The sequence below is a fragment of the Streptomyces sp. NPDC091272 genome (assembly GCF_044757485.1).
Lineage (GTDB): Bacteria > Actinomycetota > Actinomycetes > Streptomycetales > Streptomycetaceae > Streptomyces.
The window spans coordinates 109,815-136,347 of record NZ_JBIVVC010000001.1; the positions used below are offsets into that span (position 1 = coordinate 109,815).

Genomic DNA, 26,533 nt, shown 5'->3' on the forward strand with positions numbered 1-26,533 from the left:
TGCGGGACGCGAGGGTGGTGACGCGGACCATTGTGGACCGCCCCACCGACAACGCCGACCTCGACCCGTCCGTAGCGGATTCTGGGGCATCTCCGGGGAGACTGCCCGGAACGGGAACTTCGCGGACTGTCAGTGCGCTTGCATACAGTGGCAGGACCTAATTGCAGGACCTGATCCACACGCGATCGAAGGGACGTACATGCCCATGGGTCACACGGCCACAGCGCAGGCCGGCTCCGGCGGCCTGACAGCGACCGAGCACCGGCTTGCGAACGGTCTGCGGGTGATCCTCTCCGAGGACCACCTGACCCCGGTCGCCGCGGTCTGCCTCTGGTACGACGTCGGCTCCCGCCACGAGGTCAAGGGCCGTACGGGCCTTGCGCACCTCTTCGAGCACCTGATGTTCCAGGGCTCCGCCCAGGTGCACGGCAACGGGCACTTCGAGCTGGTGCAGGGCGCCGGCGGATCGCTCAACGGCACCACCAGCTTCGAGCGCACCAACTACTTCGAGACGATGCCCGCGCACCAGCTGGAGCTGGCGCTGTGGCTGGAAGCCGACCGGATGGGCTCGCTGCTCACCGCGCTCGACGACGAGTCCATGGAGAACCAGCGCGACGTCGTCAAGAACGAGCGCCGCCAGCGTTACGACAACGTGCCCTACGGCACCGCCTTCGAGAAGCTCACCGCCCTGATGTACCCCGAGGGCCACCCCTACCACCACACCCCGATCGGCTCGATGGCCGACCTGGACGCGGCCACGCTGGAAGACGCCCGCGCCTTCTTCCGTACGTACTACGCGCCCAACAACGCGGTGCTGTCCGTGGTCGGCGACATCGACCCCGAGGCGACGCTGGCCTGGGTCGAGAAGTACTTCGGCTCGATCCCCTCGCACGACGGCAAGCAGCCGCCGCGCGACGGCGCGCTGCCCGACGTCATCGGTGGCGAACTGCGCGAGGTCGTCGAGGAGGAGGTCCCGGCGCGTGCGCTGATGTCCGCCTACCGGCTGCCCAGCGACGGCACCCGCGAGGCGGACGCCGCCGACCTGGCGCTCACCATCCTCGGCGGCGGCGAGTCCTCCCGACTCCACAACCGACTGGTGCGACGCGATCAGACGGCCGTGGCGGCCGGCTTCGGACTGCTGCGCCTCTCCGGGGCCCCCTCGCTCGGCTGGCTGGACGTCAAGACGTCCGGCGGCGTCGAGATCCCGCAGGTCGAGGTGGCCGTCGACGAGGAGCTCGCGCGGTTCGCCGCCGAGGGCCCGACGGCCGAGGAGATGGAGCGCGCCCAGGCCCAGTTGGAGCGCGAGTGGCTGGACCGGCTGGGTACGGTCGCGGGCCGCGCCGACGAACTCTGCCGGTACGCCGTGCTGTTCGGCGACCCGCAGCTCGCCCTGACCGCGGTGGGACGCGTGCTGGAGGTGACGGCGGACGAGGTCAGGGCCGTCGCCGAGGCGCGTCTGCGCCCGGACAACCGCGCGTCCCTGGTGTACGAGCCGCTCGCGGCCGCCGCCGGGTCCGCCGACGGCACGGCCGCCGACGACGTACAGGAAGACCAGCACGAAGGGGCGGACCAGTGACGGAGACCGCAGCTGTGACCAGCGACATGCAGTTCCACCCGCAGCCGCAGGCGGGCCCCGCCACCCCGTGGGCCTTCCCGGCCCCCGACCGCGGCGCCCTGGCCAACGGCCTGACCGTGCTGCGCTGCGATCGCCCCGGCCAGAAGCTGGTCGCCGTCGAGGTCTTCCTCGCGGCGCCGCTGGAGGCGGAACCCAAGGGCCTGGACGGCGTGGCCACGATCATGTCGCGCGCCTTCACCGAGGGCACCGACAAGCACTCCGCCGAGGAGTTCGCCGCCGAGCTGGAGCGCTGCGGCGCCACCCTCGACGCGTTCGCCGACCACCCCGGTGTCCGGGTCTCCCTGGAGGTCCCGGTCTCCCGGCTGCCCAAGGCGCTCGGGCTGCTCGCCGACGCGCTGCGCGCCCCCGCGTTCGCGGACGCCGAGATCGAGCGCCTCGTACGCAACCGTCTCGACGAGCTCCCGCACGAGGCGGCCAACCCGTCCAGGCGGGCCGCCAAGCAGCTCTCCAAGGAGCTCTTCCCGGCGGACCTGCGGATGTCGCGGCCCCGCCAGGGCACCGAGGAGACGGTCAAGGCCATCGACTCCGCGGCCGTCCGCGCCTTCTACGAGGCGCACGTGCGGCCCGCCACCGCCACCGCCGTGGTGGTCGGCGACCTGACCGAGACCGACCTGGACGCCGTCCTGGCCGACACGCTGGGGGAGTGGACGGGCAACACCGCCGCCCCGCGCCCGGCGACGCCGGTGACCGCGGACGACACCGGCCGGGTGGTCATCGTGGACCGCCCCGGCGCGGTGCAGACCCAGCTGCTGATCGGCCGCATCGGCGCCGACCGGCACGACCGGGTCTGGCCCGCCCAGGTCCTCGGCACGTACTGCCTCGGCGGCACCCTCACCTCGCGACTGGACCGCGTCCTGCGCGAGGAGAAGGGTTACACCTACGGCGTCCGCGCGTTCGGCCAGGTGCTGCGCTCCACGGCGGAGGGCACGGGGGCCGCCATGCTGGCCATCAGCGGCTCCGTGGACACCGAGTCCACCGGTCCCGCCCTGGACGACCTCTGGAAGGTCCTGCGGACGCTCGCGGCCGAGGGCCTCACCGACGCCGAGCGTGACGTCGCCGTGCAGAACCTGGTGGGCGTCGCCCCGCTCAAGTACGAGACGGCCTCGGCCGTCGCGGCCACCCTGGCCGACCAGGTCGAGCAGCACCTGCCCGACGACTTCCAGGCGCAGCTGTACGCGAAGCTCGCCGCGACCGGCACCGTGGAGGCGACCGCGGCCGTGGTCAGCGCGTTCCCGGTGGACAAGCTGGTCACGGTTCTGGTCGGTGACGCCGCGCGGATCGCGGACGCCGTACGGGCACTGGACATCGGAGAGGTCACGGTCGTCACGGGCTGACCGGCCTACGGAGAACAGCCGGCGAAGACCGTTGAGGGTGATCGGTCGACGGCGCCCGGTTGACCGGATGACCGATCAAAGGTCAGCCGGTCAACCCGTACAAATCAGGACAAGAGGGGCCCCGGCGACCGGCAGGTCGTCGGGGTCCTCCCTTATGTCCGATTTATTGGAGAGGTTGCCTGTCTGCCGTGTGGGCTCCGTTACAAAAGGGGCTGTCTGTTTGGTGATTGAAAGAAGTGCCGCTTAGCGTCGGTCCGGCTGTCCGTCGAAGTGCGTCGCAACCGCGGCACCGGGCAGTCATCGCCGAGTCCCCGTCAGGCGCGAGCCTGGGGAGCCGGGGACCCACTCAGTCCCTGGGGTGAATCGGACGCCATCGCCCTCATCGGGCCGGTGGGGCCCGTAGGAGACCTTCCTGCTCCGAACCCGTCAGCTAACCCGGTAGGCGAGAAGGAAGGAAAGGAAACAGCCACTTCATGGCGTTCACCCGTGCCGCCGGGAAGCACCGGCGTCCCTCCGTGCTGTCGCGCAAGAGCGCAAAAATCGCCGGAGTCGCCGCCCTCACCACGACCGGTGTCATCGGAACGCTGGCCCCGCAGGCCATCGCCGCCGAGCACGACATGGCCGCGGAGGACACCGGCACCATCCGCGCCGTCGTCATGGAGAACTCCGTGACCGAGACCCTCACCGCCCAGGTCGAGGCCCAGGCCACCGCGCAGAAGCAGGCCTACGAGAAGGCCGAGGCCGAGCGCAAGGCCGAGGCGGAGCGCAAGGCCGAGGCCAAGCGCAAGGCGGAGGCCAAGGCCAAGAAGGAGCGCGAGGACCGCGAGCGCGCCGCCCGCGAGGCGGAGCGCAAGCGCCTCAACGCCTTCCGGCTGCCCGTCGCCGGCTCGTACGTCTCCACCGGCTACCAGTCCGGCGGTTCGCTGTGGTCCTCCGGGAGCCACTCGGGCGTCGACTTCCACGCCGCCTCCGGCACCTCCGTCGTCGCCGTCGGCGCCGGCACCGTCGTCGAGGCCGGCTGGGGCGGGGCGTACGGCAACAACATCGTGATCAAGATGAACGACGGCTCGTACACCCAGTACGGCCACCTCTCCTCGATCGGTGTCTCCGTCGGCCAGTCCGTCGCGTCCGGCGAGCAGATAGCCCTCTCCGGCTCCACGGGCAACTCCACGGGCCCGCACCTGCACTTCGAGGCCCGTACCTCGCCCGAGTACGGCTCGGACATCGACCCGGTCGCCTACCTGCGCGGCCACGGCGTCAGCGTCTGACCGAACCTGCCGCTCCCATCGGGAGCGGATTGTCCCGAAGGCCCCGGCTCCTCGTGAGCCGGGGCCTTCGGCATGCCCAGGCGTACGGAGGTTACTCAAGGGGGCGGAAGAAATCGCGTGCACCGACGGCACCGGAATTGTTTCCGTGACGTCATGACAACTCCGCCGTAATTCCCGTACGTTGCAATGCGGTTGACGAATTGCTTCGGCGGGCAGACGGAGGTCGGGTCATGCGCATTCCCGCGCATTCGGTGTGCAGGGCGATCCGCGACGACATCGTGTCCGGCGTCCTGCCACGGGGCAGCCGGCTCACCGAGGAAGTCCTGGCCCGCCGGTACGGCGTCTCGCGCGTCCCGGTCCGCGAGGCGCTGCGCACCCTCCAGGCCGAGGGCTTCGTGACCCTGCGCAGGCACGCGGGCGCCTGCGTCGCGGAGCCGACCGCGCAGGAGGCCGGGGACCTGCTGGAGATGCGTGCGCTGCTGGAGCCGCTGGGTGCGGCGCGTGCGGCTGTTCGGCGGACGGAGGCGCACCTCAAGGTGCTCCGCGGGCTGGTCAGGCTGGGGCAGGAGCGGGCCGGGCGGGCGGAGGGCGAGGACCTGGGAGCCCTCACCGGCTGGTTCCACGAGACTCTCGCCCAGGCGTCCGCCAGCCCCGGCCTCATCACCCTGCTGACCCAGTTGCAGCACAAGATCGCCTGGATGTACGTGGCGGAACGGGCGGCCCGTCCCGCCGAGACATGGGCGGAGCGCGGTGCGATCGTCGACGCGGTGGTTAGGCGCGACGCGGACCGGGCCAGGGCGCTGACCGCGCGGCACGCGGAACGGACGACGGCCTCGTACCGCATGAGGATTCCGCAACATGCCGTCAACGTGGCGGGCGGCCGGATTTAACAACAGGGCCGTATACAGGACTTCCGTACATTTCCGGGCACGCATACATCTTCGTAATCCACTTTCCCCAGGACGCAACCGCGCCCCCCACCCAATTCCCTGGGACAGCAAAGAAGCCGCGGCCCCCGAATTCTGGGTGCCGCGGCTTCCGCTGCAGAATTCGCCCGTACGGGCGCGGCCCAATGGGGCCCGAGAAGGTCAGACGGTCTCGGGGAGCTCGTCCAGGCCCTCGGCGACCAGCTTCGCGAGACGGTCCAGAGCCGCGTCCGCACCTTCGGCCTCGGAAGCGAGAACGATCTCCTCGCCGCCCTGCGCACCCAGGCCCAGCAGCGCCAGCATCGACGCGGCGTTGACCGGGTTGCCGCCCGCCTTGGCGATGGTGACGGGGACGCCGGTCGCCGTGACGGCGCGGACGAAGATGGAGGCGGGGCGGGCGTGCAGGCCCTCGGCCCAGCCGACGGTGACGCGGCGCTCAACCATGGTGTTGCCCTTCATGTTCTAACGGTTGTCTAGACCAGTCTCTCATGTGGTGCGGGCTGCTCTGCCCGGCAAAAGTCCCGCCGGACAGGACCAGACTGCCCCGCTCCCCGAGGGCCCGCGAGTCGTAGGCTGCCCCCATGGCCATGGCTGCGGACGGTGCGGATCAGGTGAAGCGGGACCAGGACCACGCCTACCCCGGCCACTGGGAGGCCGACGTCGTGCTCCGCGACGGCGGGACCGCGCGGATCCGGCCCATCACCACCGAGGACGCCGACCGTCTCGTCAGCTTCTACGAGCAGGTCTCCGACGAGTCGAAGTACTACCGCTTCTTCGCGCCCTACCCCCGGCTGTCCGCCAAGGACGTGCACCGCTTCACCCACCACGACTACGTCGACCGGGTCGGTCTCGCGGTCACCGTCGGCGGCGAGTTCATCGCCACCGTGCGCTTCGACCGCATCAACGCCCAAGGACTGCCCGCCTCGGGACCCGACGCCGACCTGGCCGAGGTCGCCTTCCTCGTGCAGGACGCCCACCAGGGGCGCGGGGTCGCCTCGGCCCTCCTCGAACACATCGGGGCCGTCGCCCGGGAGCGTGGCATCCGCCGCTTCGTCGCCGAGGTGCTGCCCGCCAACTCCAAGATGATCAAAGTCTTCACGGACGCCGGCTACCAGCAGCAGCGCTCCTTCGAGGACGGCGTCGTCCACCTGGAGTTCGACCTGGAGCCCACCGACCGCTCCCTCGCCGTGCAGCGGGCGCGTGAGCACCGCGCCGAGGCACGTTCCGTGCAGCGGCTGCTGTCGCCGGGCTCCGTCGTGGTCGTCGGTGCGGGGCGCTCCGCGCAGTCCGTGGGCCGCAGCGTTCTGCGCAACCTCGTCGCCACGGGGTTCACCGGCCGTACCTACGCGGTGAACGCGGCGCTCCCCCCGGGTACCGAGGAGTTGGACGGCGTCCCGGCCTACCGCCGCGTCGCGGAGATCGGCGCCCCCGTGGACCTCGCGGTGGTCGTGGTGCCCGCGGCGCAGGTGCCGGAGGTCGTCGCGGACTGCGGCGAGAGCGGCGTCCAGGGACTCGTGGTGCTGGCCGCCGGGTACGCCGAGAGCGGCGCCGAGGGACGGGAGCGGCAGCGGGAGTTGGTACGGCAGGCCCGCTCGTACGGGATGCGGATCATCGGTCCCAACGCGTTCGGCATCATCAACACCTCCGACCTCGTACGCCTCAACGCATCTCTGGCGCCGCGGTCCCCCGAACGTGGGCGGATCGGCCTGTTCGCCCAGTCGGGCGCCATCGGCATCGCGCTCCTGTCCGGCCTGCACCGGCGCGGCGCGGGGGTCTCCGCGTTCATCTCGGCCGGGAACCGCGCCGACGTCTCGGGGAACGACTTCCTCCAGTACTGCTACGAGGACCCGGACACCGACGCGGTCCTGCTCTACCTGGAATCCATCGGCAACCCGCGCAAGTTCACCCGCCTGGCCCGCCGCACCGCCGCCGTGAAGCCGGTCGTGGTGGTCAAGGGCGCCCGCCACAGCGGGAGTACGCCACCGGGGCACGCGGTACCGGTGGCGCGAATTCCGGATGCCACTGTCTCCGCGCTGTTCCGGCAGGCGGGAGTCGTGCGCGTGGACACCGTCACGGAGCTCGTCGACGCCGGCCTGATGCTGACCGGGCAGCCGCTGCCGGGCGGTCCGCGTACCGCGATTCTCGGCAACTCCGAGTCGCTCGGCCTCCTCACGTACGACGCGTGCATCGCGGAAGGGCTGCGTCCGCTCCCGCCGCACGACCTCACGACGGGCGCCACCCCGGCGGACTTCCGTCAGGCGCTGTCCGCCGCGCTCGCGGACCCGTCGTGCGACGCGGTCGTCGTGACGGCGATCCCCTGGGTCGGCGAGAGCGGAACGACGGAGTCCGGCGACGGCGAGGTACTGGCGACGGCATTGCGCGAGGCCGCGGCGACGTCCCCGGCGAAGCCGGTCGCGGTGGTCCACGTGGAGATGGGCGAGCTCGCGGAGGCCCTGGCCGCGGCGACGAGCACGGCCCCACACAGGAACACTCCGCAGGACCCCTCGCGGGCGAGTGCTCCCCGGCAACCGGAAACCCGCCCGCCGCACACCGGAACACCCGCGTCCCCGCAGGCCCTGACCCCGCACGCCGGAACACCCGCGTCCCCGCAGCCGCAGGCCCTGACCCCGCACCGCGAGGCCCCGACCTCCCCGCAGTCGCAGGCCCCGGCCTCCGAAACCCCCGCCTCCCCGCAGCCGCAGCCCCAGCCGCAAGCCCCGCCCCCGCACCCCGGGACCGACGCCCCCGACCCCGGAACCCCCGCCCCCCACCCGGCACCCGGGGCAGCCGTTCGCCGCATTCCCGCGTATCCGGCCGCCGAGCGTGCCGTGCGGGCGCTGGCCGAGGCCGTTCGTTACGCGCGGTGGCGGCGGGAGGCCGCCGAGCCAGGCAAGGTGCCGGAGTACGACGACATCGACGAGGCCGGGGCCGCCGCCCAGATCGACGCGCTGCTCGCCGAGGACGCCGACCCGCGCGGTCTGCCGCTCGGGCCCGACGCCGCGCGGGAGCTGCTCGGCCGGTACGGGATCGACGTACGGGACGCCCTGCCCGCGCCCACCCCCGACCGCGCCGTCGAGTCCGCGGAGCGTCTCGGCTACCCCGTGGCCCTCAAGACCACCGCGCCGCACCTGCGCCACCGCCCCGACCTCGGCGGCGTACGCCTCGACCTGGCCGACGAGGACGACCTGCGGCGGGCGTACGCCGAGCTGACCGAGGCCCTCGGCAAACCGGCGGAGCTCTCGCCGGTCGTGCAGGCCATGGCGCCGCGCGGCGTGGACACCGTCGTACGGGCCAGCATCGACCCGGCCGCCGGGGCGGTGCTCTCGTTCGGCCTGGCCGGGGCGGCGTCCGAGCTGCTCGGGGACACCGCGCACCGGCTCGTCCCGGCCACCGACCGGGACGCCGCCGAACTGATCAGGACGATCAGGACCGCGCCGCTCCTCTTCGGCTGGCGGGGCTCCGCGCCCGTCGACACCGCCGCCCTGGAAGAACTGCTGCTACGCGTCTCCCGGCTGGTCGACGACCACCCGGAGGTGGTCGCGATCGCGCTGGAACCCGTGGTCGTCGCCCCGGACGGACTCTCCGTGCTCGGTGCCACCGTCCGCCTCGCACCCCCCGCCGTACGGAACGACCTGGGCCCCCGCCGTCTCCCGAGCTACTGAACCCCCACGGCCCGCCCCCGACGCAAGGGACATCCGCCCTCCCGGGGCCCGTAGGATGGAAGGCATGGCGAAGACCGGTACGACGACCCAGGGGCTGCGGGCAGCGATCGAGCGCAGCGGCTACTACCCGGCTCTTGTGGCCGAAGCGGTGGAGGCCGCTGTCGGCGCGGAGCCCGTCTCTTCGTACCTGGTGCACCAGGAGACCACCTTCGACTCCAACGAGGTCCGCCGGCACGTCACGGTCCTCGTCCTCACCGGCACCCGGTTCATCGTCAGCCACACCGACGAGCAGAACGCCGACACGAGCTCCCCGACGCCGTACGCCACGACGTCCACCGAGTCCGTCAAGATCGGCCGGATCTCCTCCGTCGTGGTCAGCCGGGTCGTCGCCAACCCCGAGAAGTACGTGCCGGGCACGCTGCCCCGCGAGGTCGTGCTCACCATCGGCTGGGGCGCGGTCGCCCGCCTCGACCTGGAGCCCGCCGCCTGCGGCGACCCCAACTGCGACGCCGACCACGGCTACACCGGCAGCTCCACCGCCGACGACCTGAGCCTGCGGGTCAGCGAGGCCGGCGACGGCCCGGACACCGTGAAGCAGACCCTCGTCTTCGCGCAGGCGCTGTCCGAGGCCACGGCCGCGACCGGCTCCGCCACCCGCTGATGGCGCTGCCCGCCGCCTGGCAGGACCCCGTCCCCCTCGCGCTCGACACCGCGCCGGTCCCTCAGTACGGCTCCGGTTCCCTCGCGGATCTGCTGCCCACCTTGGCCGCGGGCATGCAAGTGCCCGGAATGACCGCCTCCATCGGTGAGTTGACCCCGGCCGACCGGAACTGCGTGTTCCTGATCGACGGTCTCGGCTGGGAGCAGATCAAGGCGCACCCGCAGGAGGCTCCGTACCTCCACTCCCTCCTCGGCACCTCGCGCGGCGGCACCGGACTGCCACTGACCGCCGGTTTCCCCTCCACCACCGCGACCTCGCTCGCCTCGGTGGGCACCGGTCGGGCCCCCGGCACACACGGGCTGACCGGGTACACGGTCCGCAACCCGGACACCAACGCCCTGATGAACCAGCTGCGTTGGCGCCCCTGGGCCGACCCGCACAGCTGGCAGCCGTACCCGACGGTCTTCCAGCTGGCGGACGCGGCGGGCGTGCACACCGCGCAGGTGTCGTCCCCCGACTTCCAGCACACCCCGCTCACCAAGATCGCGCTGAGCGGCGGCACCTTCCAGGGCCGCCTCACCGGTGAGGACCGGATGGACCTCGCCGCCCGCCACCTGGCGGCGGACGACCGCTCGCTGGTCTACACGTACTACAGCGAGGTCGACGGCAACGGCCACCGCTACGGCGTCGACTCCGACGCCTGGCGCGGTCAGCTGATGTACGTCGACCGGCTCGCCCAGCGCCTCGCGGAGCAGCTTCCGCCGCGCAGCGCCCTGTACATCACCGCCGACCACGGCATGATCGACATCCCCTTCGACGAGCAGTCCCGCATCGACTTCGACGAGGACTGGGAACTGGGCGCGGGCGTCGCCCTGCTGGGCGGCGAGGGCCGCGCCCGGCACGTCTACGCGGTGCCGGGCGCCGCCTCCGACGTGCTGGCGGTCTGGCGCGAGGTGCTGGGCGAACAGTTCTGGGTGGCGAGCCGCGACGAGGCGATCCGTGCGGGCTGGTTCGGCCCGCACGTCGACGAACGGGTGCTCGGCCGGATCGGCGACGTGGTCGCCGCTGCCCACGACGACGTGGTGATCACCGCCTCGCGCAACGAGCCGGGGGAGTCCTCGATGACCGGCATGCACGGTTCGATGACCCCCGTGGAACAGCTCGTCCCGCTCCTCGAAGTACGCACGTAGCACCGCGACCGCACCCCACCCCCCACATGCCCGCCCCATCCCTCCACGCCCGCCCCGCCCCGCCCGAAAGGCTCCGTTCCTGATGTCCGAGCTGGTGTTCTTCTCCGGAACTATGGACTGCGGGAAGAGCACTCTGGCGCTCCAGATCGGGCACAACCGCTCCGCGCGAGGCCTCCAAGGAGTGATCTTCACTCGGGACGACCGGGCCGGTGAGGGCAAGCTGTCGTCCCGTCTGGGCCTGGTGACTGAGGCCGTCGAGGCGGGCCCCGGGCGGGATCTGTACGGGTACGTGGTGGACCAGGTGTCGCGGGGCGGCAGGGTCGACTACGTGATCGTGGACGAGGCACAGTTCCTCGCGCCGGAGCAGATCGACCAGTTGGCGCGGATCGTGGACGACCTGGATCTGGACGTGTTCGCGTTCGGCATCACCACGGACTTCAGGACCCGGCTGTTCCCCGGTTCGCAGCGGCTGATCGAACTGGCGGACCGGCTGGAGACGTTGCAGGTCGAGGCGATGTGCTGGTGCGGGGCTCGGGCGACACACAACGCACGCACGGTGGGCGGGGCGATGGTGGTCGAGGGTGAGCAGGTCGTGGTGGGGGACGTGGACCGGCCGGCGGAGGCCGTGGGGTACGAGGTGCTGTGCCGGCGCCATCACCGCAGGCGGATGACGAGCGCGTCGGCGCAGGCCGGTGCGCTGTCACCGGACGTGCTGCCGGTTTCCTCCAGCTGACGTCAGGGGGGCGCCGACGCGACCTGCTTCGGGCGATCAGAATGTGTGTCTCGGCCCCGCGATAGGTTGCTGGCATGAGCAGTCAACAGAACGTAGAAGTGGCCTGGAACCGTCTGGCTGACTGGCTGAAGGCGAATGCCCCGGTCTCGTATGCCTCGCTGCTTCCGCCTGCTCCCGAGCAGGCCATCGAGGACGCCGACGCCCGGCTCAGGCAGTCGCTGAACTTCGGTCTTCCTGTGGAGCTGGCCGAGCTGTGGCGGCTGTGCGGTGGTGTGGAGCACCAGTACATCGAGGCCAACGAGGAGGCGGGGGAGGTAGCTTCGGGGGCGTTCCTGCCGGGCGGGGTCCTGCTCGGCCCCGCGGCTGCGCTCGGGCCGCGGCTGCCCGAGAGCGGCCGCGGCGATGTGTGGGGCTCTGCGGTGGTTCCGTGGCTGACGGGCGACGAAACGGGCCCTGAGTACGGGCACTACGCGGGCGCGGACGGCGTCGGTTACTGGTCGATGCCGGACAACCTGGCCTGCGACAAGCCCGGCCATCCGTCGATCGCCGCCTACCTTGAGGCCGTTCACCGCACGCTGGTGGAAGGGCCGGCCGATGCCATGGGCACGGATGTGCCGGGCCTGGTGTGGGGCTGCCTGATCTGGGACGACCCCGATGCGCCCCTGCTGGACGATGCGCTGGAGCACTGGCGCCCGGTCCACTGAACGGACCTCGGCAGGCCCCGGGCAGATCCTGCCGGGGCCCCGCCTGGCTGGCGGGACCCCGGCAGGGACGGGTGGTTACGGCTTCTTCATCTCACAGACGAGGCTCGCCGCACCGGTGGCGCAGCCCGTGAACCACGAGCTGCCCGGGTCGACGGCGTAGGCGTCGCCGTCAGTGACCCGCATGTGTGCCAGGAACTCGTTGCCGTACTTGCTCATCGCGCCCTGGTTGACGAACCCCGACATCGAGGAGCGACCGCACTTCTCGCTGAACGTCGGTGCGTCGTAGCGGGTGTCGTCCAGGAGGTGTTCACTGCCGTCGTCGGCCTTCGCCGCCACGGTCTGGACGCACTCGCCGCCACCGGCCGTGCCCGCCGGATTCAGGCCGCCCGCGGAAGCGGGCAGGCCCACGGTCTCGTAGGTCGAGGCGAACGGCACCTCGTCGCAGTTCACCTTGTCCGGTGTCGGCAGGGGGATCTGCGGGCGGTACTCCGGGTGCAGGTACGTCTTGGGATGAGGCACGAACCCCTTGGCCGGAACATAGCCGTCGGTTCGGCTGCCGCTGTAGTAGCCGCAGACGCGGCTGCGGATCTTCTTCTTCGTCCAGGTGGAGTTCACACGGCCGTTGTCAGCGTCGGGGCGGTAGTGCAGCGGCTTGCCGAGCGTCCCAAGGCCCTTGACCCCGGACTTGTTCTGCACCATCCACAGGTGAGCCGCAGCAGCCGGGTAACGGGCGGCGTCCATCCGGTACTCGGGTACGTACTGCGTCAGCACACACCCCGGCGTGCCGTAGGAAGCGACCTTGTCGCAGCGCACATCGATGCCGGGGGACCGGGAATCGCCGCCGTCGATGTCCTTGTCCTTGCCCTCGACCGGAACGTACTCGCTCTCCGGGTTGTAGATGAACCAGACCGGCAGCTCCCGGGAGAGGCCGGCATCGGAGGGTCCTGCGCCGATGGTGGAACCGTCCCACTTGTGCGTGGCGGTACCCGTGGCCATGTGGGAGTCGGCCGGAGTGTTGTTGCCGCCGCCCGTCCAGCTGAGGTCGCCGTAGAAGTCGAAGTTCCGCACGTCCTTGCTGTCGGTGCCGCCCTCGCACGCGCTGCTGTAGCACATCGAGTCGATGTGGGCGATGGGGTTGCCGTCGCCGAACAGTACGGACCTGTCGTCCCCGGGGAAGTCGTTGAAGACCGGGTTCAGCTGGATCCAGGTCTTGATCGTCCCGTCGTGCGGGTCGGTCTTGACCTGGAAGGCGACCTCGAACTTGGCGTGATGTTCTGCGATCTCGACGCCTTGGAGGTAGTACGTCTTCGAGTAGTTCAGGTCGTAGAAGACGCAGGCTTCGTTACGGGTGATCAGCGACTTCTGGGCCTGTCCGAACAGCGACGGCTGGCACCAGGAGCCGGTGACGACCGGGTCGGGGTAGGACGGGGCCCGCATCTTCTTCTGATCGGCGAGTTCCTTCGCAGCCTTACGCGTTCCGTCCAGCGACCGCTCGTCCTTCGGCGTGAGGGTGACTGTCTCGCCGCCCTTGACCGTGGTGCGGGACGAGGTGCCCTGCTTCCAGTCGGCAATGCGCTGCGGGGCGTTGAGGTAGGCCGCGACGTCGGAGCTCAGGTCCGGCTGGGGCAGTTTGATGTCGATTTTCTGGGCGCGGTTGAAGTCCCGGTTCCCGGCGGTGAACCCGTAGTCCCTGATCGGACCCACGTTGCCCGCCCGGTCCACGGTTCGGGTCTGCGTCAGGTGGTTGCCGTCGGCGGCCGGGATCGCGGTGTAGGAGGCTTCGGGTGCCACAGCCCTGGTCGCCGTGGTGGTGGTACGTACGGAGGACCAGCCGTAGTCGTCGGCGTCGTCCTCGTACGGGTCGATGCGGTACTGCACCTCGTACGGGGACGCATCACCGGTGGTGACGTCGAAACGGCCTTCGACGCCCGCGCCGCCGCCGCCCCAGTTCTCCGGGTAGACCGTCGAGGAGATGCTCTTCGGCTCGCTCGGCGCGGTGGTGTCGACGACGAACTCGCGCCACGGTGAGAAGTTGAGGTTGTAGTGGCTGTTGTCGTAGGCGTTGGTGCGGAACTTGTAGGTCTTGCCGTTGACGAGCTGCCCGGCGGGGACCTTCACCGAGGCCCACTCGCCGGGGGCGACGGAGTCGGAGACGATCGCGCCGTCGCCCGCGGTGGTGGTGATGGGCTTGTTGGTGGCGGCGTCGTAGACCTGGAAGGTGCCGTTGACCTTGTCGCCGTCGGCGTCGGTGAACTTGTCCCGCAGGGTGGGCGTGGTGGTGTTGACCGCCCACACCCCGGCGTAAGACCTGAACGGCGGCCCGGCCTGCTGGGCGGTGCCGTCGCCGGGACGGTAGTTGTAGTTGACCGTCAGCTTGGGCTGATTGGCCGTGGCGTTACGGGAGTTGACCCGCTTCCAGCCCTTGGTGTCGTCGGAGGCGGCGCGCACGCCCATGTGGCCGCGGGCCTGCTTCGCCGAGGCCCACACCTTCACCAGGTCGGTGACGTCGGCCTTGATCCACCCGTCGGCGGTGGTGGTGCAGCCGGTGGGATAGCCGGCGGTCTGAGTGCTGGCGGCGTACTGCTGCATCCACTCGGGTTGGCTGGTCCAGCGCGAAGCAGAGGAACCGGCGGCGGTGTTCCACACCGTCCAGCCCTGCGCCTTGCAGTCGGTGGCACCGGAGTGGAAGTTGTACAGCTGCACGCTGGCCGATGAGACCAGCGCGTCGGCGAACGGCTCGCTGTTCCACGACATCAGCGTGCGGGCGGTGCGCGGGGTGCCGTCGGCGTTCTTGGTACCGGGGTTGCCGAAGTCGAGCTCGGTCTCCCCGCCGAGGTCGGTGGTCTCGCCCTGCTGCACATAGGTGTCGAAGGTGTTGCCGAGCGCGGACGTCGAGGGGTCGACGGTCACCGGGTACTGCGTCTTCGGGTCGGCGAGGAAGGCGGCGTCCGGGGTGACCTGGAGGTCGATGTTGCCGCTGCCGTGGTCGATGACCTTCATGCCGGCGCGGGTGCGGTTCTCGTGCTTGCCCGAGATCTCACCGACGCTCGCGTCCCACATCACCGGGGCGGGCATGGTGGCCTTCCTGACCCCGGTCTCGGTGTCGGTGAACAGCACCGAACCGTCCTTCTGCGCGGTGGCCTTGAGGCCCTTGGCCTTCAGCGGCAGCGTGTAGGTGTAGTTGCCCTCCGTCGGCTTCGACCCCAGCGTCACGAACTGCTCGAAGCCGGTACGGGTGGCCTTCACGATCACATCCGCGCCGGGCACCGCGTCCTTGTAGGTGGCGGTGGTGCCGTCCAGGGTGGGCTTGGGCAGGCCGCCCTTCCACTGGAGCGTCACCTGTTCGTCGCCGGTGCCCAGGGTGACCAGGTCGCGGCCCGCGTCGTCCTGTGCGGCCCGCAGTGAGCGGGCGGGGGCCCCGCCGCCGGCCGCGAGGGTCAGCCCCTCGGGGTGAGCCTTGGCCTGTACTCCTCCGTCAGCGGTGGTGGTCAACGTGGCGTCGACCTCAACCCACCTGCCGTCCCGCCACATCCGCTCGGGGCCGGCGGTGACCTCGGAGGTCAGGCTCCCGTCGGGGTTGGCGTAGGTGAGGTTCGTCGGTGTGGTCTCGTCCGGGACCAGCGTCCTGCTGCCCGACGACTTCGCCTCGGCCAGTGCCCAGGGGATGCCGCGCTTGCTGTGCTTCTGGGCCCAGGCCAGGTCGGACGCGAAGATCGCTTCCTTGCCGGCCTCGCGCGGCGAGGCCGTGGCGGCGGCCGGCTTCTCGGTGTCGGCGGCCAGGGCCTGACTGCTGCTCAGAACGGTGACTTCCGCCGTCAGTAGCAGCGCCGTCGCGACTGCGACGGCCACCCGTCTGTGCTTGGCCCGGAGGGGTCCCCCGGGTATGTGCGTGGACAACGTGTGACTCCCGTCTGCAACTTCTTGTTGAAGTTGATCAGGGGCTGACGGTAGGTCCAGGCCGCCTGTCGAATGCGGCTTTCTGTGAGGCACTTGTGTGACCCCGGGCACGGTTGTATGGGAGCTCGCGTGGAGGCTGTGAAAATTACGTGAACATGTCACGCTCTGTGGTGCGCCGAAAACGCACCACGGCGTGGACCGGCGGGCGGGGCGACGCGCTCCCGGCGCTGTCGGCGAGGTGTCAGCCGAGCCGGGCAGCAATCACGCATTCAGGACGGACGGTTCATCGAACCGTGGTCGGCCGGACGTGCGGATCCTCCGTGGTGCGACCGAGGAGAATGCGTTGTCGACGACTGTGCGAGGTACGAACTCCCGCCCACCCCGGCCGCGACGCGCCACGGTCACCGGAGGCGGAAAGGGGCCCCGGCCGGTCCCGAGCCTGGGGTTCCGGGAGAAGCTGACCGCGCTGCCCGCGATGCGGGGCGACCAGGTGGCCTTTCTGAGCAGGGCCATCGACAAGTACGGCGACCTGTTCCAGGTGCGGCTACGGTCGGCGGTCAGTCCTGGCATCGCCAACGCCGGTTGACGCGGCCGTGGTTCCGGACGTCGGACACCCCGCGCTGAGCATCCGTCACGAGAACCTCTTCGGCGCCGACGTCGGCCCCACCACGGAGGCCATCGAGAACGACTTCGCCGATGCCGACCACGAGACCACTACCGGCGCCGAGGCCGACGACCCTCGCACCGGCGCCGTGACCGTACGATCGGCAGATCCGCGCCGTGTCCGTACGATCGGCAGATCAGCGCTGCGACCGTACGATCGTGAACACCGCCCCCTCCGGGTCCGAGACCACCGCCGCGCGGCCCGTCGCGCCGTCGTGCGGGGGTCTGATGACATGGCCGCCGAGGTCCAGGACCAGCTGGGCGGCCTCGTCGGTGTCCAGGACCTCGAAGTACGTCATCCAGTGCGCGCCCCGGTCGCGGGGGAGCGCGTGTCCCACGCCGTGCAGCGAGGCCACCGGCCTCTTGTCGACCAGCAGTGTCGTGAAGTCGAAGTCAGCCGAGACGACCGCCTCCGCCTCGTACCCGAACACCGCCTGGTAGAACTTCACGATGCTCGCCGTCTCACGCGTGACCAGCTCGTTCCACACCGGTGTCCCCGGCGCCCCGGCGGTACTCGCGCCCAGGTGGGCCGCCGCCTGCCAGAGCCCGAACACCGCGCCCGAGGGGTCCGACGCGATCGCCATCCGCCCCGCGTCCCCCGCGTCCAACGGGCCCACCGCGACGGTGCCGCCACTGCTGTAGACCGCCTGCGCGGACTCCCCGGCGTCGTCCGTCGCCAGGTAGGGCGTCCAGGCGGTGGGCAGGTGCCGGTCGGCCGGCAGCTGCCCGATGCCGGCCACCTCGTGCCCGTCGAGCAGGGCCCGGACGTACGGTCCGAGCTGCTGGGGCCCGGGCCGGAACTCCCAGCCGAACAGGGCCCCGTAGAACTCCTGGGTGCCGGCCAGTCGGTGCACCATCAGACTCACCCAGCACGGGGTGCCGGGCGTGTGCCGTGCGGCGGCCTCGGTCATCGTCTCGTCTCCTCGGACCATTCGTGGTGGCCGTACAGGATGACGGCCGGCGCAGCGCGGCGCACCGGCCGTTACGGGGCGTGCACGCCGTTGTGCGGTACGGTTCCGTGCCCCGTGCAGATGCTTGCACCACCCGGCGCGTGGCGCGCCCCGGCCGCGCCGCGCGTCCCGTTTCGACCTCGTTACGAGACGGTCGGCCCCGAGTACCGGGCCGGCCGGGCCAGGTGCTGCGCGAGGATGGCTCCTATGAACGCCATCATCTCCGCAGCCGATCTCGCAGGCGAGTCGGCAGGACCCCGCCCACCCGTTCTCCTCGACGTCCGCTGGCAGCTCGGCGGACCGCACCTGCGCCCCGAGTACGAGGCGGGACACCTGCCGGGTGCGGTCTTCGTGGACCTCGACGCCGAACTCGCCGGCGCTCCCGGCCCCGGCGGCCGGCACCCGCTGCCCGACCCGGAGGAGTTCGGCGCGGTGATGCGTGCGGCGGGCGTCCGCGCGGCGGCGCCGGTCGTGGTGTACGACGGCGGGCTCGGCTGGGCCGCGGCCCGCGCCTGGTGGCTCCTGCGCTGGACCGGGCACGAGGACGTACGCGTGCTGGACGGCGGGCTCGCGGCCTGGGAAGGCGAGCTGTCCACGGAGGTCGTGACCCCGGCGGAGGGCGATTTCCGGCCGGTTCCCGGCGCTCTGGGGCTGCTGGACGCGGACGCGGCGGCGGAACTGGCGCGCCGGGGGCTGCTGCTCGACGCGCGCGCGGCGGAGCGTTACCGGGGCGACGTCGAGCCCGTCGACCGGGTCGGCGGGCACATCCCGGGCGCCGTCTCGGCCCCCACCGGCGAGAACACCGGCGCGGACGGCCGCTTCCTGGGACCGGCCGAACTGAAGGACCGCTTCCGGGCGCTGGGGGCCCCGCAGGCCGCGGCCGTCGGCGTCTACTGCGGATCCGGAGTCTCCGGCGCGCACGAGGTGCTGGCCCTGGAGATCGCGGGCATCGAGGCGGCGCTGTACGCGGGGTCCTGGTCCGAGTGGTCCTTCGACGGGTCCCGGCCGGTGGCCACCGGCCCCGACCCGCAGTAGCCGTAACGATGACAGGGGCCCGTACGTCCGGCGTACGGGCCCCTCGTCACGACGGCGTAGCGCCGTCCACTCCTGCTGCTGCGTCACTCCTGCTTCTTGCGCCGTGTGCCGAAGACGATCTCGTCCCAGCTGGGCACCGCCGCCCGGCGGCCCGGACGCACCCCGTCCGCCTCCGCCTGCCGGTCCGTCGTGCCCACCAGCCGGTCCCGGTGGCCGGCCACGGCGCGCGGCATCAGTACGTCCGCGTACGCGGCTCCCGCGGACGCGGCGGGCGGCTCCTCCGCCACGGCCTCGGTGTCGTCCAGGTCGATCGGGGACGGAGGCTCGGGAGGAGCGGGCGGAGCAGGTCGTTCCGGTACGACCATGTCGCCCCGGAAGCTGGGCACCGCCTCAAGGAGGCTGGTCAGCGAGTCGCGGTCGCCCGCGCCCTCGTCGGCCTCCAGCGCGGCCGGCGCCGTGGGGCGCTCCAGCTGCCGGTCCAACGCACGGTCCAGCGGCCGTTCCAGCGAGCGGTCGAGGGCGCGGTCCAACGGCCGGTCACGCGGGAGGCGCGCGATCCGGGGCACGAACGGGAAGCTCGGCTCGGGGGCCGAGGGGATGTCGTCGCTCTCGCCGATCAGCGAACGCGCCTCGTCGTCCACGGCCGCGACCAGCCTGCGCGGCGGGTCGTACGTCCAGCTCGCCGAGTGCGGTTCGCCCGCGACGCGGTAGACGAGCAGCACCTCCCAGGTGCCGTCGTCACGGCGCCAGGAGTCCCACAGCACGGTCTCCTTGTCGGCGCCGCGCAGCAGCAGCCGCTCCTGCACCGCCTCGCCCAGCTGGGGGCCCGCGTTCTCCCCCGGTCTGCGGACCGGCGTCTTGCGGGCGCGCTCCGCCATGAAGGCGCGCTCGGCGAGCACGGGGCCCTCGAAGCGGCGCACCCGGTCGACCGGGATCCCGGCCATCTGGGCGACCTCTTCGGCGGAGGCTCCTGCCCGTATCCGCGCCTGGATGTCGCGAGGGCGGAGGTGACTCTCCACCTCGATCTCGATCTGGCCGAGGCGGGCGCGGTCGTTGCGGACGGCGGCACGCAGTCGCTCGTCGATCGGAAGCGTGTACTCCGTGCTGTCCGCAGCCTTCAAAACCAGCCGTGTGCCGTCGTTGCTGACGGCCACGACACGCAGTTCGGGCATGGGGACCTCCCGGGTGGTGCCTGCCGACGTCACGTGCGTCGCTGCTTCCGCTAGTCGAGTGTGGCCTGCCCGGGTGCAGCCTGCCACTACCTTGCCGTGTTGCCCGGCGTGTCGGGCGTTGCGCCCTGGTTCGCCGTTATGGCACGGTGACCTGTTGTCGACGCAAAGTGACCGTTCGTCACCCTGTGTAGCAGGTACCCGTCGATGCCTTGGCGCCGCCGGTGCGAGTGCCGTTCGGCCCCCTCCCGTAGGGTCCGGACGCCCATGGGGAGACCGGATCCAGGGCTCGCCACAGTACTCCATTCGGGCCACATGGGTGGACCGGCGCGCCATCGAAGTTCTCCCCGCGCAAGGGAGTTGCCAAGCTCCCCCGACGGAGTCAACCCCGTAGGGACCCTCCTGCCCCGTGAGCGCGGTGCGACGCCCAGGGGTGTCCTGATTCACAGAAAGTTCAGAAGCGGAACTTTTCGCTTCGCCCAAAAGTCCACTCCTGTAGCAAGGTGGAGCAGATGGGTAAACAGGGGCTGGAGATGGACAAGAAGCTGGATACCGGCGGAGAACCGGCGAAGCGCCGCATCGACCTGAGCGTCGCGCAGGTCGCCGGCAGCGCAGTGGCCGCCGTGGTCGCCGCCGTGCTGGCGTCCAAGCTGGGTGTGTACGGAACGGTCATCGGCGCAGGTGTCGTCAGCGTGGTCGCGACCAGTGGCGGAACGATTTTTCAGCACTTCTTCCGGCGCACCGGCGAGCAGCTGCGCGAGGTCACCGTGCACGCCAAGCCGAAGGGCAGGCAGCTGTACGTCGACGACGCCACGCGGGTGCTGCGCTCGGTCGAGGTACCGACGGGGCTGGGCGACGGGCAGGTCCCGGGCGACGGCGAGTTCACCGAGGGCACCGTGCACGGCACGCGCGTGCGCGGGTGGAAACGCTCGGCCATCGCCGCCGCGGTGGTGTTCGCGGTCGCGATGGGCGGGATCACCACCTACGAACTGATCTCCGACCAGGACCTCAGCGGCAGGAAGGGCACCAGCGTGGAGAACTTCGTCCGCGGCGGCGGCGAGAAGAAGGCCCCGCCCGCCGAGCAGCCCCCCGCCACCACGGGCCCCGACGGCAGCACCCCCGGCACCGGCGAGACCCCGGGCCAGGACGCCGGCAACGGCAGTACCGAACCCGGCACGGGGACGGACGGCACGGACGGCACGGGCGGCGGGCAGACCCCGGATCCCGGCGCGAGCTCCACCCCCCGGCCGGACCCGGGCACGGGCGGCTCGGACGACGGCGGCGGCTCGCCCGAGCCGACACCGCCCGCGAAGGAGTCCCCGAAGACCGACCCGGGCGGGCAGGACGGCGGCTCCGGCGAGGGCGCGGACGGTTCCGGCGGCGCCCAGGAAGGTGCCGGCGGGGAGCTGCGGGCCCCGGTGCCTCCCGCGGGCACCCAGGCCCCGTGACGCGCCGCCCGCAGGCGGCGGACGGCTGTCAGTCGCCCAGGACCCGGCGCAGGTAGTCGTTGCCGAACAGCCGGTCGGGGTCGAGCCGGTCGCGTACCGCCGTGAACTCGTCGAAGCGGGGGTACGCGGCGCGCAGGTATTCGGCGTCGCGGGTGTGCATCTTGCCCCAGTGCGGGCGCCCGCCGTGCGCCGTCATGATCCGCTCGACGGCGGTGAAGTACCCGCGGAACGGAGTGCCCTTATACATGTGGACCGCTATGTACGCGCTCTCCCGGCCGGACGCGGTGGACAGCGGGATGTCGTCGGCGGGGGCGGTGCGCACCTCGACCGGGAAGCTTATTCTCAGCGGCGAACGCTCGACCATCGCCTTCACCTCGCGCAGTGCCTGCACGGCCGCCTCGCGCGGCACCGCGTACTCCATCTCCACGAAGCGCACCCGGCGCGGGCTCGTGTAGACCTTGTACGGAATGTCCGTGTAGGTACGGGCGGACAGGGCGCGGCTGGAGACCTTGGCGATCGCGGGAACCGTGCGCGGCACGGCCCGGCCGAGTGAGCAGACCAGCTGGAAGAGCCCGTTGGACATGAACTCGTCCTCGATCCAGCCGGCCACCCTGCCGGGCGGGGCGGCCGGGCCCAGGCTGCGGTTGTTGCGCTTGGTGTTGCAGTTGCCTGTGTGCGGGAACCAGTAGAACTCGAAGTGCTCGTTCTCGGCGACGAGCGCGTCGAACTCCGCGGTGACCCGGTCGAAGGCCATCGGTTCCTCACGGGCGGTCAGGAAGAAGACCGGCTCCACCGCGAAGGTGACGGCGGTGATGACGCCGAGGGAGCCCAGGCCGAGCCGGGCGGCCGAGAAGACGTCCGGATTCTCCTTCGCGGAGCAGCTCAGGATCCGGCCGTCGGCGGTGACCAGCTCAAGTGCCGTGATCTGGGCGGCGAGCGAGGCCGAGTCGCGGCCGGTGCCGTGCGTGCCGGTGCTGGTGGCCCCGGCCACCGTCTGCTCCATGATGTCGCCCATGTTCGTCAGCGACAGGCCCTCGCGGGCCAGCGCGAGGTTGAGGCGCTTGAGCGGGGTGCCCGCCTCCACGGTGACCGTGCCGGCCTCGCGGTCGATGTGCCGGATGCCGGTGAGGAGGTCGGGGCGCACGTGCACCCCGTCGGTGGCGGCGACGGCGGTGAAGGAGTGGCCGGTGCCGACCGCCTTGACCCGCAGACCGTCCGCGGCCGCCGCGCGGACCGTCTCGGCCAGCTCCTCGACCGAGGAGGGCGTCACCGCCCGCGCGGGGCGGGCGGTGACGTTGCCCGCCCAGTTACGCCATGCGCTGTCCGTCCGTGTGGTGTCGCTCATCGACGCCGAGCCCTCCCCGATTCGGTGCCGGCCTGCCCAGCCGGCGGTACCCCAGGAACGCCACCGCGGCCGCGAGAGCTCCCGACACGACGGGCACCACGTACGCCGCGTCCGCCCCCGTCCCGTCGACGGCCCACCCTGCGGCGGACGAGCCGAGCGAGACGCCGACGGCGAGACCGGTACTGGTCCAGGTCATGCCCTCGGTCAGGGCGGTGCGGGGTACGTGCTGTTCGACGAGGGCCATCGTGGTCACCATCGTCGGTGCGACGGAGAGGCCCGCGACAAAGAGCGCCACGGCCAGGAACGGCAGATTCCCGGCCAGTTGGAGGGGGATCATACTCACGGCCATCGCACACACGCCCAGCAGCCACCGCTTCGTGGGCGCCCCCTTGAGGTGCAGCAGCCCGAACACCGCGCCCGCCAGACACGATCCGAGCGCGTACGCGGCCAGCACCAGGCTCGCCGCGGCCTTGTGGCCCTGCTCCTCGGCGAACGCCACGGTGACCACGTCGACCGAACCGAAGATCGCGCCCGTCGCGACGAAGGTGGCCACCAGCACCTGGAGGCCCGGCGACCTCAGCGCGGATCCGCCGCCCGCCCTCCCGCGCGGACGCGGGTGCGCCGCGGGCTCCGTGGCACGCTGCGCGGTCAACCAGAAGACACCGGCCACCAGCAGGAGACCGGCGGCCAGCGGACCCGCCTCCGGGAACCAGGCGGTGCACAGTCCGATCGAGGCGATCGGGCCGAAGATGAAGCAGATCTCGTCCGCGATGGATTCCCAGGAGTACGCCGTGTGCAGCGCGCGCGGGGAGTTCCGGTAGATCTCCGCCCACCGGGCCCGGACCATCGAACCGACGCTGGGCACCGTGCCCGCACCGGCGGCGAACACGAACAGCGCCCAGTCGGGGGCGGACTGCTGTGCGCAGATCAGCAGTCCCGCGACGGCGACCGAGGCGACGAGCGTCGCGGGCCGCAGGACCCTGCGCTGACCGTGCCGGTCGACCAGCCGGGAGATCTGCGGGCCGCACACGGCGGCGGCCATCGCGAGGGTCGCGGAGAGCGCGCCCGCCAGCCCGTAGCGGCCGGTGAGCTGGGAGATCATGGTGACGATGCCGATGCCCATCATGGACAGGGGCATCCGGCCGAGCAGGCCGGCCGCCGAGAACTGCTTGGAGCCGGGGGCGGCGAAGATGGCACGGTAGGGACTGGGCAACTGTGGTTCCGATCAGGCGCGCGGGAGCGGGCGCGCCGGTCACACAAGTACATGGGTCGTACAGATTTCGTTACAGACTACGTTTCGAACGGGCCCCCGCGACAGCGTGATCTGTGTCGGGTGCGGGTCTGTCGGAGGCGGGTGGCAGGATCGAGGTATGCCTGATCAGCCCGAAGCGGTCCTCGACCCGGCGCTCGCCGCAGCGCCCGACCCGGCCCCCTACGACGCCCTGCTGCTGCTCTCCTTCGGCGGCCCGGAGGGCCCCGACGAAGTGGTCCCGTTCCTGCAGAACGTGACCCGCGGCCGGGGCATCCCCGAGGAGCGCCTCAAGGAGGTGGGCCGGCACTACTTCCTGTTCGACGGAATCAGCCCGATCAACGAACAGAACCGCACGCTGCTCGACGCCCTCCGCAAGGACTTCGCCGAGCAGGGCCTGGGCGGGGCGGCCGGCCTCCCGGTCTACTGGGGCAACCGCAACTGGGCCCCGTACCTGACGGACACCCTGCGCGAGATCACCCGCGCGGGACACCGCCGCGTCGCCGTCCTCGCGACCAGTGCGTACGCCTCGTACTCGGGCTGCCGCCAGTACCGCGAGAACCTCGCCGAGTCGATCGGCCTGCTCAGGGCGGAGGGGCTGGAACCGCCGCGCGTCGACAAGCTGCGGCACTACTTCAACCACCCCGGCTTCGTACGCCCGATGGTGGAGGGCGTCCTGAGGTCGCTGGCGGAGCTCCCCGATGAGGTGCGCGCGGGCGCCCACCTCGCCTTCACCACGCACTCCATCCCGACCACGGCGGCCGACACCTCCGGCCCGGTCGAGGCGCACGGCGACGGCGGGGCGTACGTCGCCCAGCACCTGGACGTCGCCCGGCTGATCGCCGACGCGGTGCGGGGGGCGACCGGTGTCGCGGACCGCCCCTGGCAGCTCGTCTACCAGTCGCGCTCCGGCGCCCCGCACATCCCCTGGCTGGAACCCGACATCTGCGACCACCTGGAGGCCCTGCACGGCGCGGGCGCCCCGGCCGTCGTGATGGTCCCCATCGGCTTCGTCTCGGACCACATGGAGGTCCTGTACGACCTGGACACCGAGGCCACCGCGAAGGCCGCCGAACTGGGGCTGCCCGTCGCCAGGTCCGCCACCGTGGGCGCCGACCCGCGGTTCGCCGCGGCCGTGCGCGAGCTGCTGCTGGAACGTGCGGCAACCGAGCGCGGCGCCGTGGTGCGACCCTGCGCCCTGGGCGCGCTCGGTCCGAGTCACGACCTGTGCCCGGTCGGCTGCTGTCCCGCGCGGGCCCCCAAGCCGGCCGCCGCGGGCGCGGACAGTCCGTACGCCTGACCGCGTCACCGGTCCGTGCGCCTGACCGCGTCACCGGCCGGTCCCTGTGCCCGATCCCGATGCCCGATTCCGACACACCGCGGGTGCGCCCGCCCCGTACCACCTGATCCGTACCTCTGGGAGAGCCGTGACCGACGCCCTGTGCAACGAACTGCTCGCCGTCGCGCTGGAGGCCGCCCGCCGGGCCGGTGAGCTGCTGCGCGACGGCCGCCCCGACGACCTCGCGGTGGCCGCCACCAAGACCAGCTCCGTCGACGTCGTCACCGAGATGGACATCGCCGCCGAGAAACTGATCACCGGCTTCCTGACGGCGCACCGGCCCGACGACGGCGTGCTCGGCGAGGAGGGCTCCGCCACCGAGGGCAGCAGCGGGGTCCGCTGGGTGATCGACCCGCTCGACGGAACCGTGAACTACCTCTACGGGCTGCCCACCTGGGCCGTCTCCATCGCGGCCGAGTACGAGGGGGAGGCGCTGGTCGGCGTGGTGGAGGCCCCGCTGCGGGGCGAGACGTACCGCGCGGTGCGCGGTGCGGGGGCGTACTGCGACAGCGCGTCGGGCACCGGCCGGCGGCTGGCCGTCCGTCCGGCGCCGCCGCTCGGCCAGGCGCTGATCGGCACCGGGTTCGGGTACCTCGCCGAGCGGCGGAAGCGGCAGGCCGAGATCGCGGGGCAGCTGATCCCGGGGTTCCGCGACATCCGGCGCGGCGGCTCCGCGGCGATCGACCTGTGCGACGTGGCGGCGGGCAGGCTCGACGGCTACTACGAGCGCGGGCTCAACCCCTGGGACATGGCGGCGGGCGACCTGATCGCCCGCGAGGCGGGCGCGCTGACCGGCGGCAGGCCGGGCGAACGCCCCTCGGGGGACCTGGCGGTCGCGGCCCCGCCGGGCGTCTTCGAGCCGCTCCAGCAGCTCCTCGACGGACTGGGCGCCTGGCACGACTGACCCGCCCAACGGCGTACGGGACGGGCGGAGGGCCAGCCGGCAGTCCTTCGGGCACGCGTACGGGACAGGCGGAGGGCCAGCCGGCAGTCCTTCGGGCACGCGTACGGGACAGGCGGAGGGCCCCGCTCCGGGTAGTTCGGAACGGGGCCCTCCGTACAGTGGGGGACCGTCTCAGGCGGCCATGTCGATCGCCACGCCGTGCTCGGCGGCGATCCGGTGCAGATCGTTCAGCTCCTCCTGCTCGACGTCAACGAGGAAGTCGTCGCCGGCCTCACGGGCCCGGGAGAGGTCCGTCTCGGTGTCCTTTATGCGGTTCAGGAGACTGGTGGTGAAAGCGTCCATGTGCGCCCCCTCGTCATCGGTCGGTGGCACGGGGGTGTGCCGAGGGTAGGTGCGATCACGGGCACTCCCTCTGGGGCC

The 26,533-nt window shown here is 71.7% G+C and carries 21 protein-coding genes and 1 riboswitch; of the genes, 14 read left to right on the forward strand and 7 right to left on the reverse strand.

The features are described from left to right. Window positions 1-199: 199 nt before the first annotated feature. The 4 genes from ACIQM4_RS00410 (at window position 200) to ACIQM4_RS00425 (ending at window position 5,128) form a co-directional block, all read left to right on the forward strand. Window positions 200-1,576 (forward strand): M16 family metallopeptidase, encoded by a 1,377-nt coding sequence (locus tag ACIQM4_RS00410; RefSeq protein WP_401583894.1) that lies wholly within the window; start codon window positions 200-202, stop codon window positions 1,574-1,576. 26 nt (window positions 1,577-1,602) lie between these two features. Further along, window positions 1,603-2,970, forward strand: coding sequence for a M16 family metallopeptidase (locus ACIQM4_RS00415; protein ID WP_401585978.1), 1,368 nt, complete (start codon window positions 1,603-1,605; stop codon window positions 2,968-2,970). A gap of 291 nt (window positions 2,971-3,261) precedes the next feature. After that, a riboswitch (cyclic di-AMP (ydaO/yuaA leader) is annotated at window positions 3,262-3,430 on the forward strand. A 13-nt stretch (window positions 3,431-3,443) separates the two neighbouring features. Then, window positions 3,444-4,238 (forward strand): M23 family metallopeptidase, encoded by a 795-nt coding sequence (locus ACIQM4_RS00420; RefSeq protein ID WP_401583897.1) that lies wholly within the window; start codon window positions 3,444-3,446, stop codon window positions 4,236-4,238. A gap of 230 nt (window positions 4,239-4,468) precedes the next feature. After that, window positions 4,469-5,128: a GntR family transcriptional regulator gene (locus tag ACIQM4_RS00425; protein WP_401583900.1), complete on the forward strand. Its 660-nt coding sequence runs from the start codon at window positions 4,469-4,471 to the stop codon at window positions 5,126-5,128. 198 nt (window positions 5,129-5,326) lie between these two features. Here the strand turns inward: ACIQM4_RS00425 and ACIQM4_RS00430 are convergent, their stop codons facing one another. Next, window positions 5,327-5,608, reverse strand: coding sequence for an HPr family phosphocarrier protein (locus tag ACIQM4_RS00430; RefSeq protein WP_189823340.1), 282 nt, complete (start codon window positions 5,606-5,608; stop codon window positions 5,327-5,329). 137 nt (window positions 5,609-5,745) lie between these two features. Between ACIQM4_RS00430 and ACIQM4_RS00435 the strand changes: the two genes are divergently transcribed. The 5 genes from ACIQM4_RS00435 (at window position 5,746) to ACIQM4_RS00455 (ending at window position 12,114) form a co-directional block, all read left to right on the forward strand. Then, the gene (locus ACIQM4_RS00435) at window positions 5,746-8,826 is read left to right on the forward strand and encodes a GNAT family N-acetyltransferase (RefSeq protein ID WP_401583903.1); all 3,081 of its coding nucleotides are present in this window, start codon (window positions 5,746-5,748) and stop codon (window positions 8,824-8,826) included. Window positions 8,827-8,890: 64 nt separating this feature from the next. Continuing rightward, complete coding sequence (locus ACIQM4_RS00440) at window positions 8,891-9,487, forward strand: DUF5998 family protein (RefSeq protein WP_401583905.1); 597 nt, start codon at window positions 8,891-8,893, stop codon at window positions 9,485-9,487. Continuing rightward, window positions 9,487-10,677, forward strand: a complete 1,191-nt coding sequence (locus tag ACIQM4_RS00445; RefSeq protein WP_401583908.1) for an alkaline phosphatase family protein — start codon at window positions 9,487-9,489, stop codon at window positions 10,675-10,677. Before ACIQM4_RS00440 ends, ACIQM4_RS00445 begins: the two co-directional genes overlap by 1 nt. An 82-nt stretch (window positions 10,678-10,759) precedes the next feature. Beyond that, window positions 10,760-11,410 carry a thymidine kinase gene (locus ACIQM4_RS00450; protein WP_401583909.1) on the forward strand — a complete coding sequence of 217 codons (651 nt, stop codon included), beginning with the start codon at window positions 10,760-10,762 and terminating at the stop codon, window positions 11,408-11,410. A gap of 74 nt (window positions 11,411-11,484) precedes the next feature. After that, window positions 11,485-12,114 (forward strand): hypothetical protein, encoded by a 630-nt coding sequence (locus ACIQM4_RS00455; protein ID WP_401583912.1) that lies wholly within the window; start codon window positions 11,485-11,487, stop codon window positions 12,112-12,114. Window positions 12,115-12,189: 75 nt separating this feature from the next. On the opposite strand, the gene ACIQM4_RS00460 is transcribed toward ACIQM4_RS00455, so the two are convergent. Next, on the reverse strand, window positions 12,190-15,963 hold the full coding sequence (locus ACIQM4_RS00460) for a DNRLRE domain-containing protein (protein ID WP_401583915.1): 3,774 nt from the start codon (window positions 15,961-15,963) through the stop codon (window positions 12,190-12,192). Between the two features lie 391 nt (window positions 15,964-16,354). On the opposite strand from ACIQM4_RS00460, the gene ACIQM4_RS00465 reads away from it, so the two are divergent. Then, a complete protein-coding gene (locus ACIQM4_RS00465; RefSeq protein ID WP_401583917.1) occupies window positions 16,355-16,597 on the forward strand; it encodes a hypothetical protein in 243 nt (80 codons plus the stop codon). Between the two features lie 214 nt (window positions 16,598-16,811). Here the strand turns inward: ACIQM4_RS00465 and ACIQM4_RS00470 are convergent, their stop codons facing one another. Beyond that, complete coding sequence (locus ACIQM4_RS00470) at window positions 16,812-17,585, reverse strand: VOC family protein (protein ID WP_401583920.1); 774 nt, start codon at window positions 17,583-17,585, stop codon at window positions 16,812-16,814. Between the two features lie 246 nt (window positions 17,586-17,831). On the opposite strand from ACIQM4_RS00470, the gene ACIQM4_RS00475 reads away from it, so the two are divergent. After that, a complete protein-coding gene (locus ACIQM4_RS00475; protein WP_401583923.1) occupies window positions 17,832-18,659 on the forward strand; it encodes a sulfurtransferase in 828 nt (275 codons plus the stop codon). A gap of 83 nt (window positions 18,660-18,742) precedes the next feature. On the opposite strand, the gene sepH is transcribed toward ACIQM4_RS00475, so the two are convergent. Further along, window positions 18,743-19,831 (reverse strand): septation protein SepH, encoded by a 1,089-nt coding sequence (gene sepH / locus ACIQM4_RS00480; protein WP_401583926.1) that lies wholly within the window; start codon window positions 19,829-19,831, stop codon window positions 18,743-18,745. Window positions 19,832-20,340: 509 nt separating this feature from the next. Here sepH and ACIQM4_RS00485 point away from each other — a divergent pair. Next, on the forward strand, window positions 20,341-21,276 hold the full coding sequence (locus ACIQM4_RS00485; RefSeq protein WP_401583929.1) for a hypothetical protein: 936 nt from the start codon (window positions 20,341-20,343) through the stop codon (window positions 21,274-21,276). A 28-nt stretch (window positions 21,277-21,304) separates the two neighbouring features. Here ACIQM4_RS00485 and ACIQM4_RS00490 read toward each other — a convergent pair whose 3' ends face one another. Together ACIQM4_RS00490 and ACIQM4_RS00495 are read right to left on the reverse strand one after the other, a co-directional pair. Then, the gene (locus ACIQM4_RS00490; RefSeq protein WP_401583931.1) at window positions 21,305-22,621 is read right to left on the reverse strand and encodes a D-arabinono-1,4-lactone oxidase; all 1,317 of its coding nucleotides are present in this window, start codon (window positions 22,619-22,621) and stop codon (window positions 21,305-21,307) included. Beyond that, window positions 22,584-23,834: an MFS transporter gene (locus ACIQM4_RS00495; RefSeq protein WP_401583934.1), complete on the reverse strand. Its 1,251-nt coding sequence runs from the start codon at window positions 23,832-23,834 to the stop codon at window positions 22,584-22,586. The genes ACIQM4_RS00490 and ACIQM4_RS00495 overlap by 38 nt, the downstream gene beginning before the upstream one ends. A 157-nt stretch (window positions 23,835-23,991) precedes the next feature. Between ACIQM4_RS00495 and ACIQM4_RS00500 the strand changes: the two genes are divergently transcribed. Next, a complete protein-coding gene (locus ACIQM4_RS00500) occupies window positions 23,992-25,170 on the forward strand; it encodes a ferrochelatase (RefSeq protein WP_401583937.1) in 1,179 nt (392 codons plus the stop codon). Window positions 25,171-25,297: 127 nt separating this feature from the next. Next, window positions 25,298-26,113, forward strand: coding sequence for an inositol monophosphatase family protein (locus ACIQM4_RS00505; protein ID WP_401583939.1), 816 nt, complete (start codon window positions 25,298-25,300; stop codon window positions 26,111-26,113). 171 nt (window positions 26,114-26,284) lie between these two features. Here the strand turns inward: ACIQM4_RS00505 and ACIQM4_RS00510 are convergent, their stop codons facing one another. Then, window positions 26,285-26,455 (reverse strand): hypothetical protein, encoded by a 171-nt coding sequence (locus ACIQM4_RS00510; protein WP_401583942.1) that lies wholly within the window; start codon window positions 26,453-26,455, stop codon window positions 26,285-26,287. Between the last annotated feature and the right edge of the window lie 78 nt (window positions 26,456-26,533).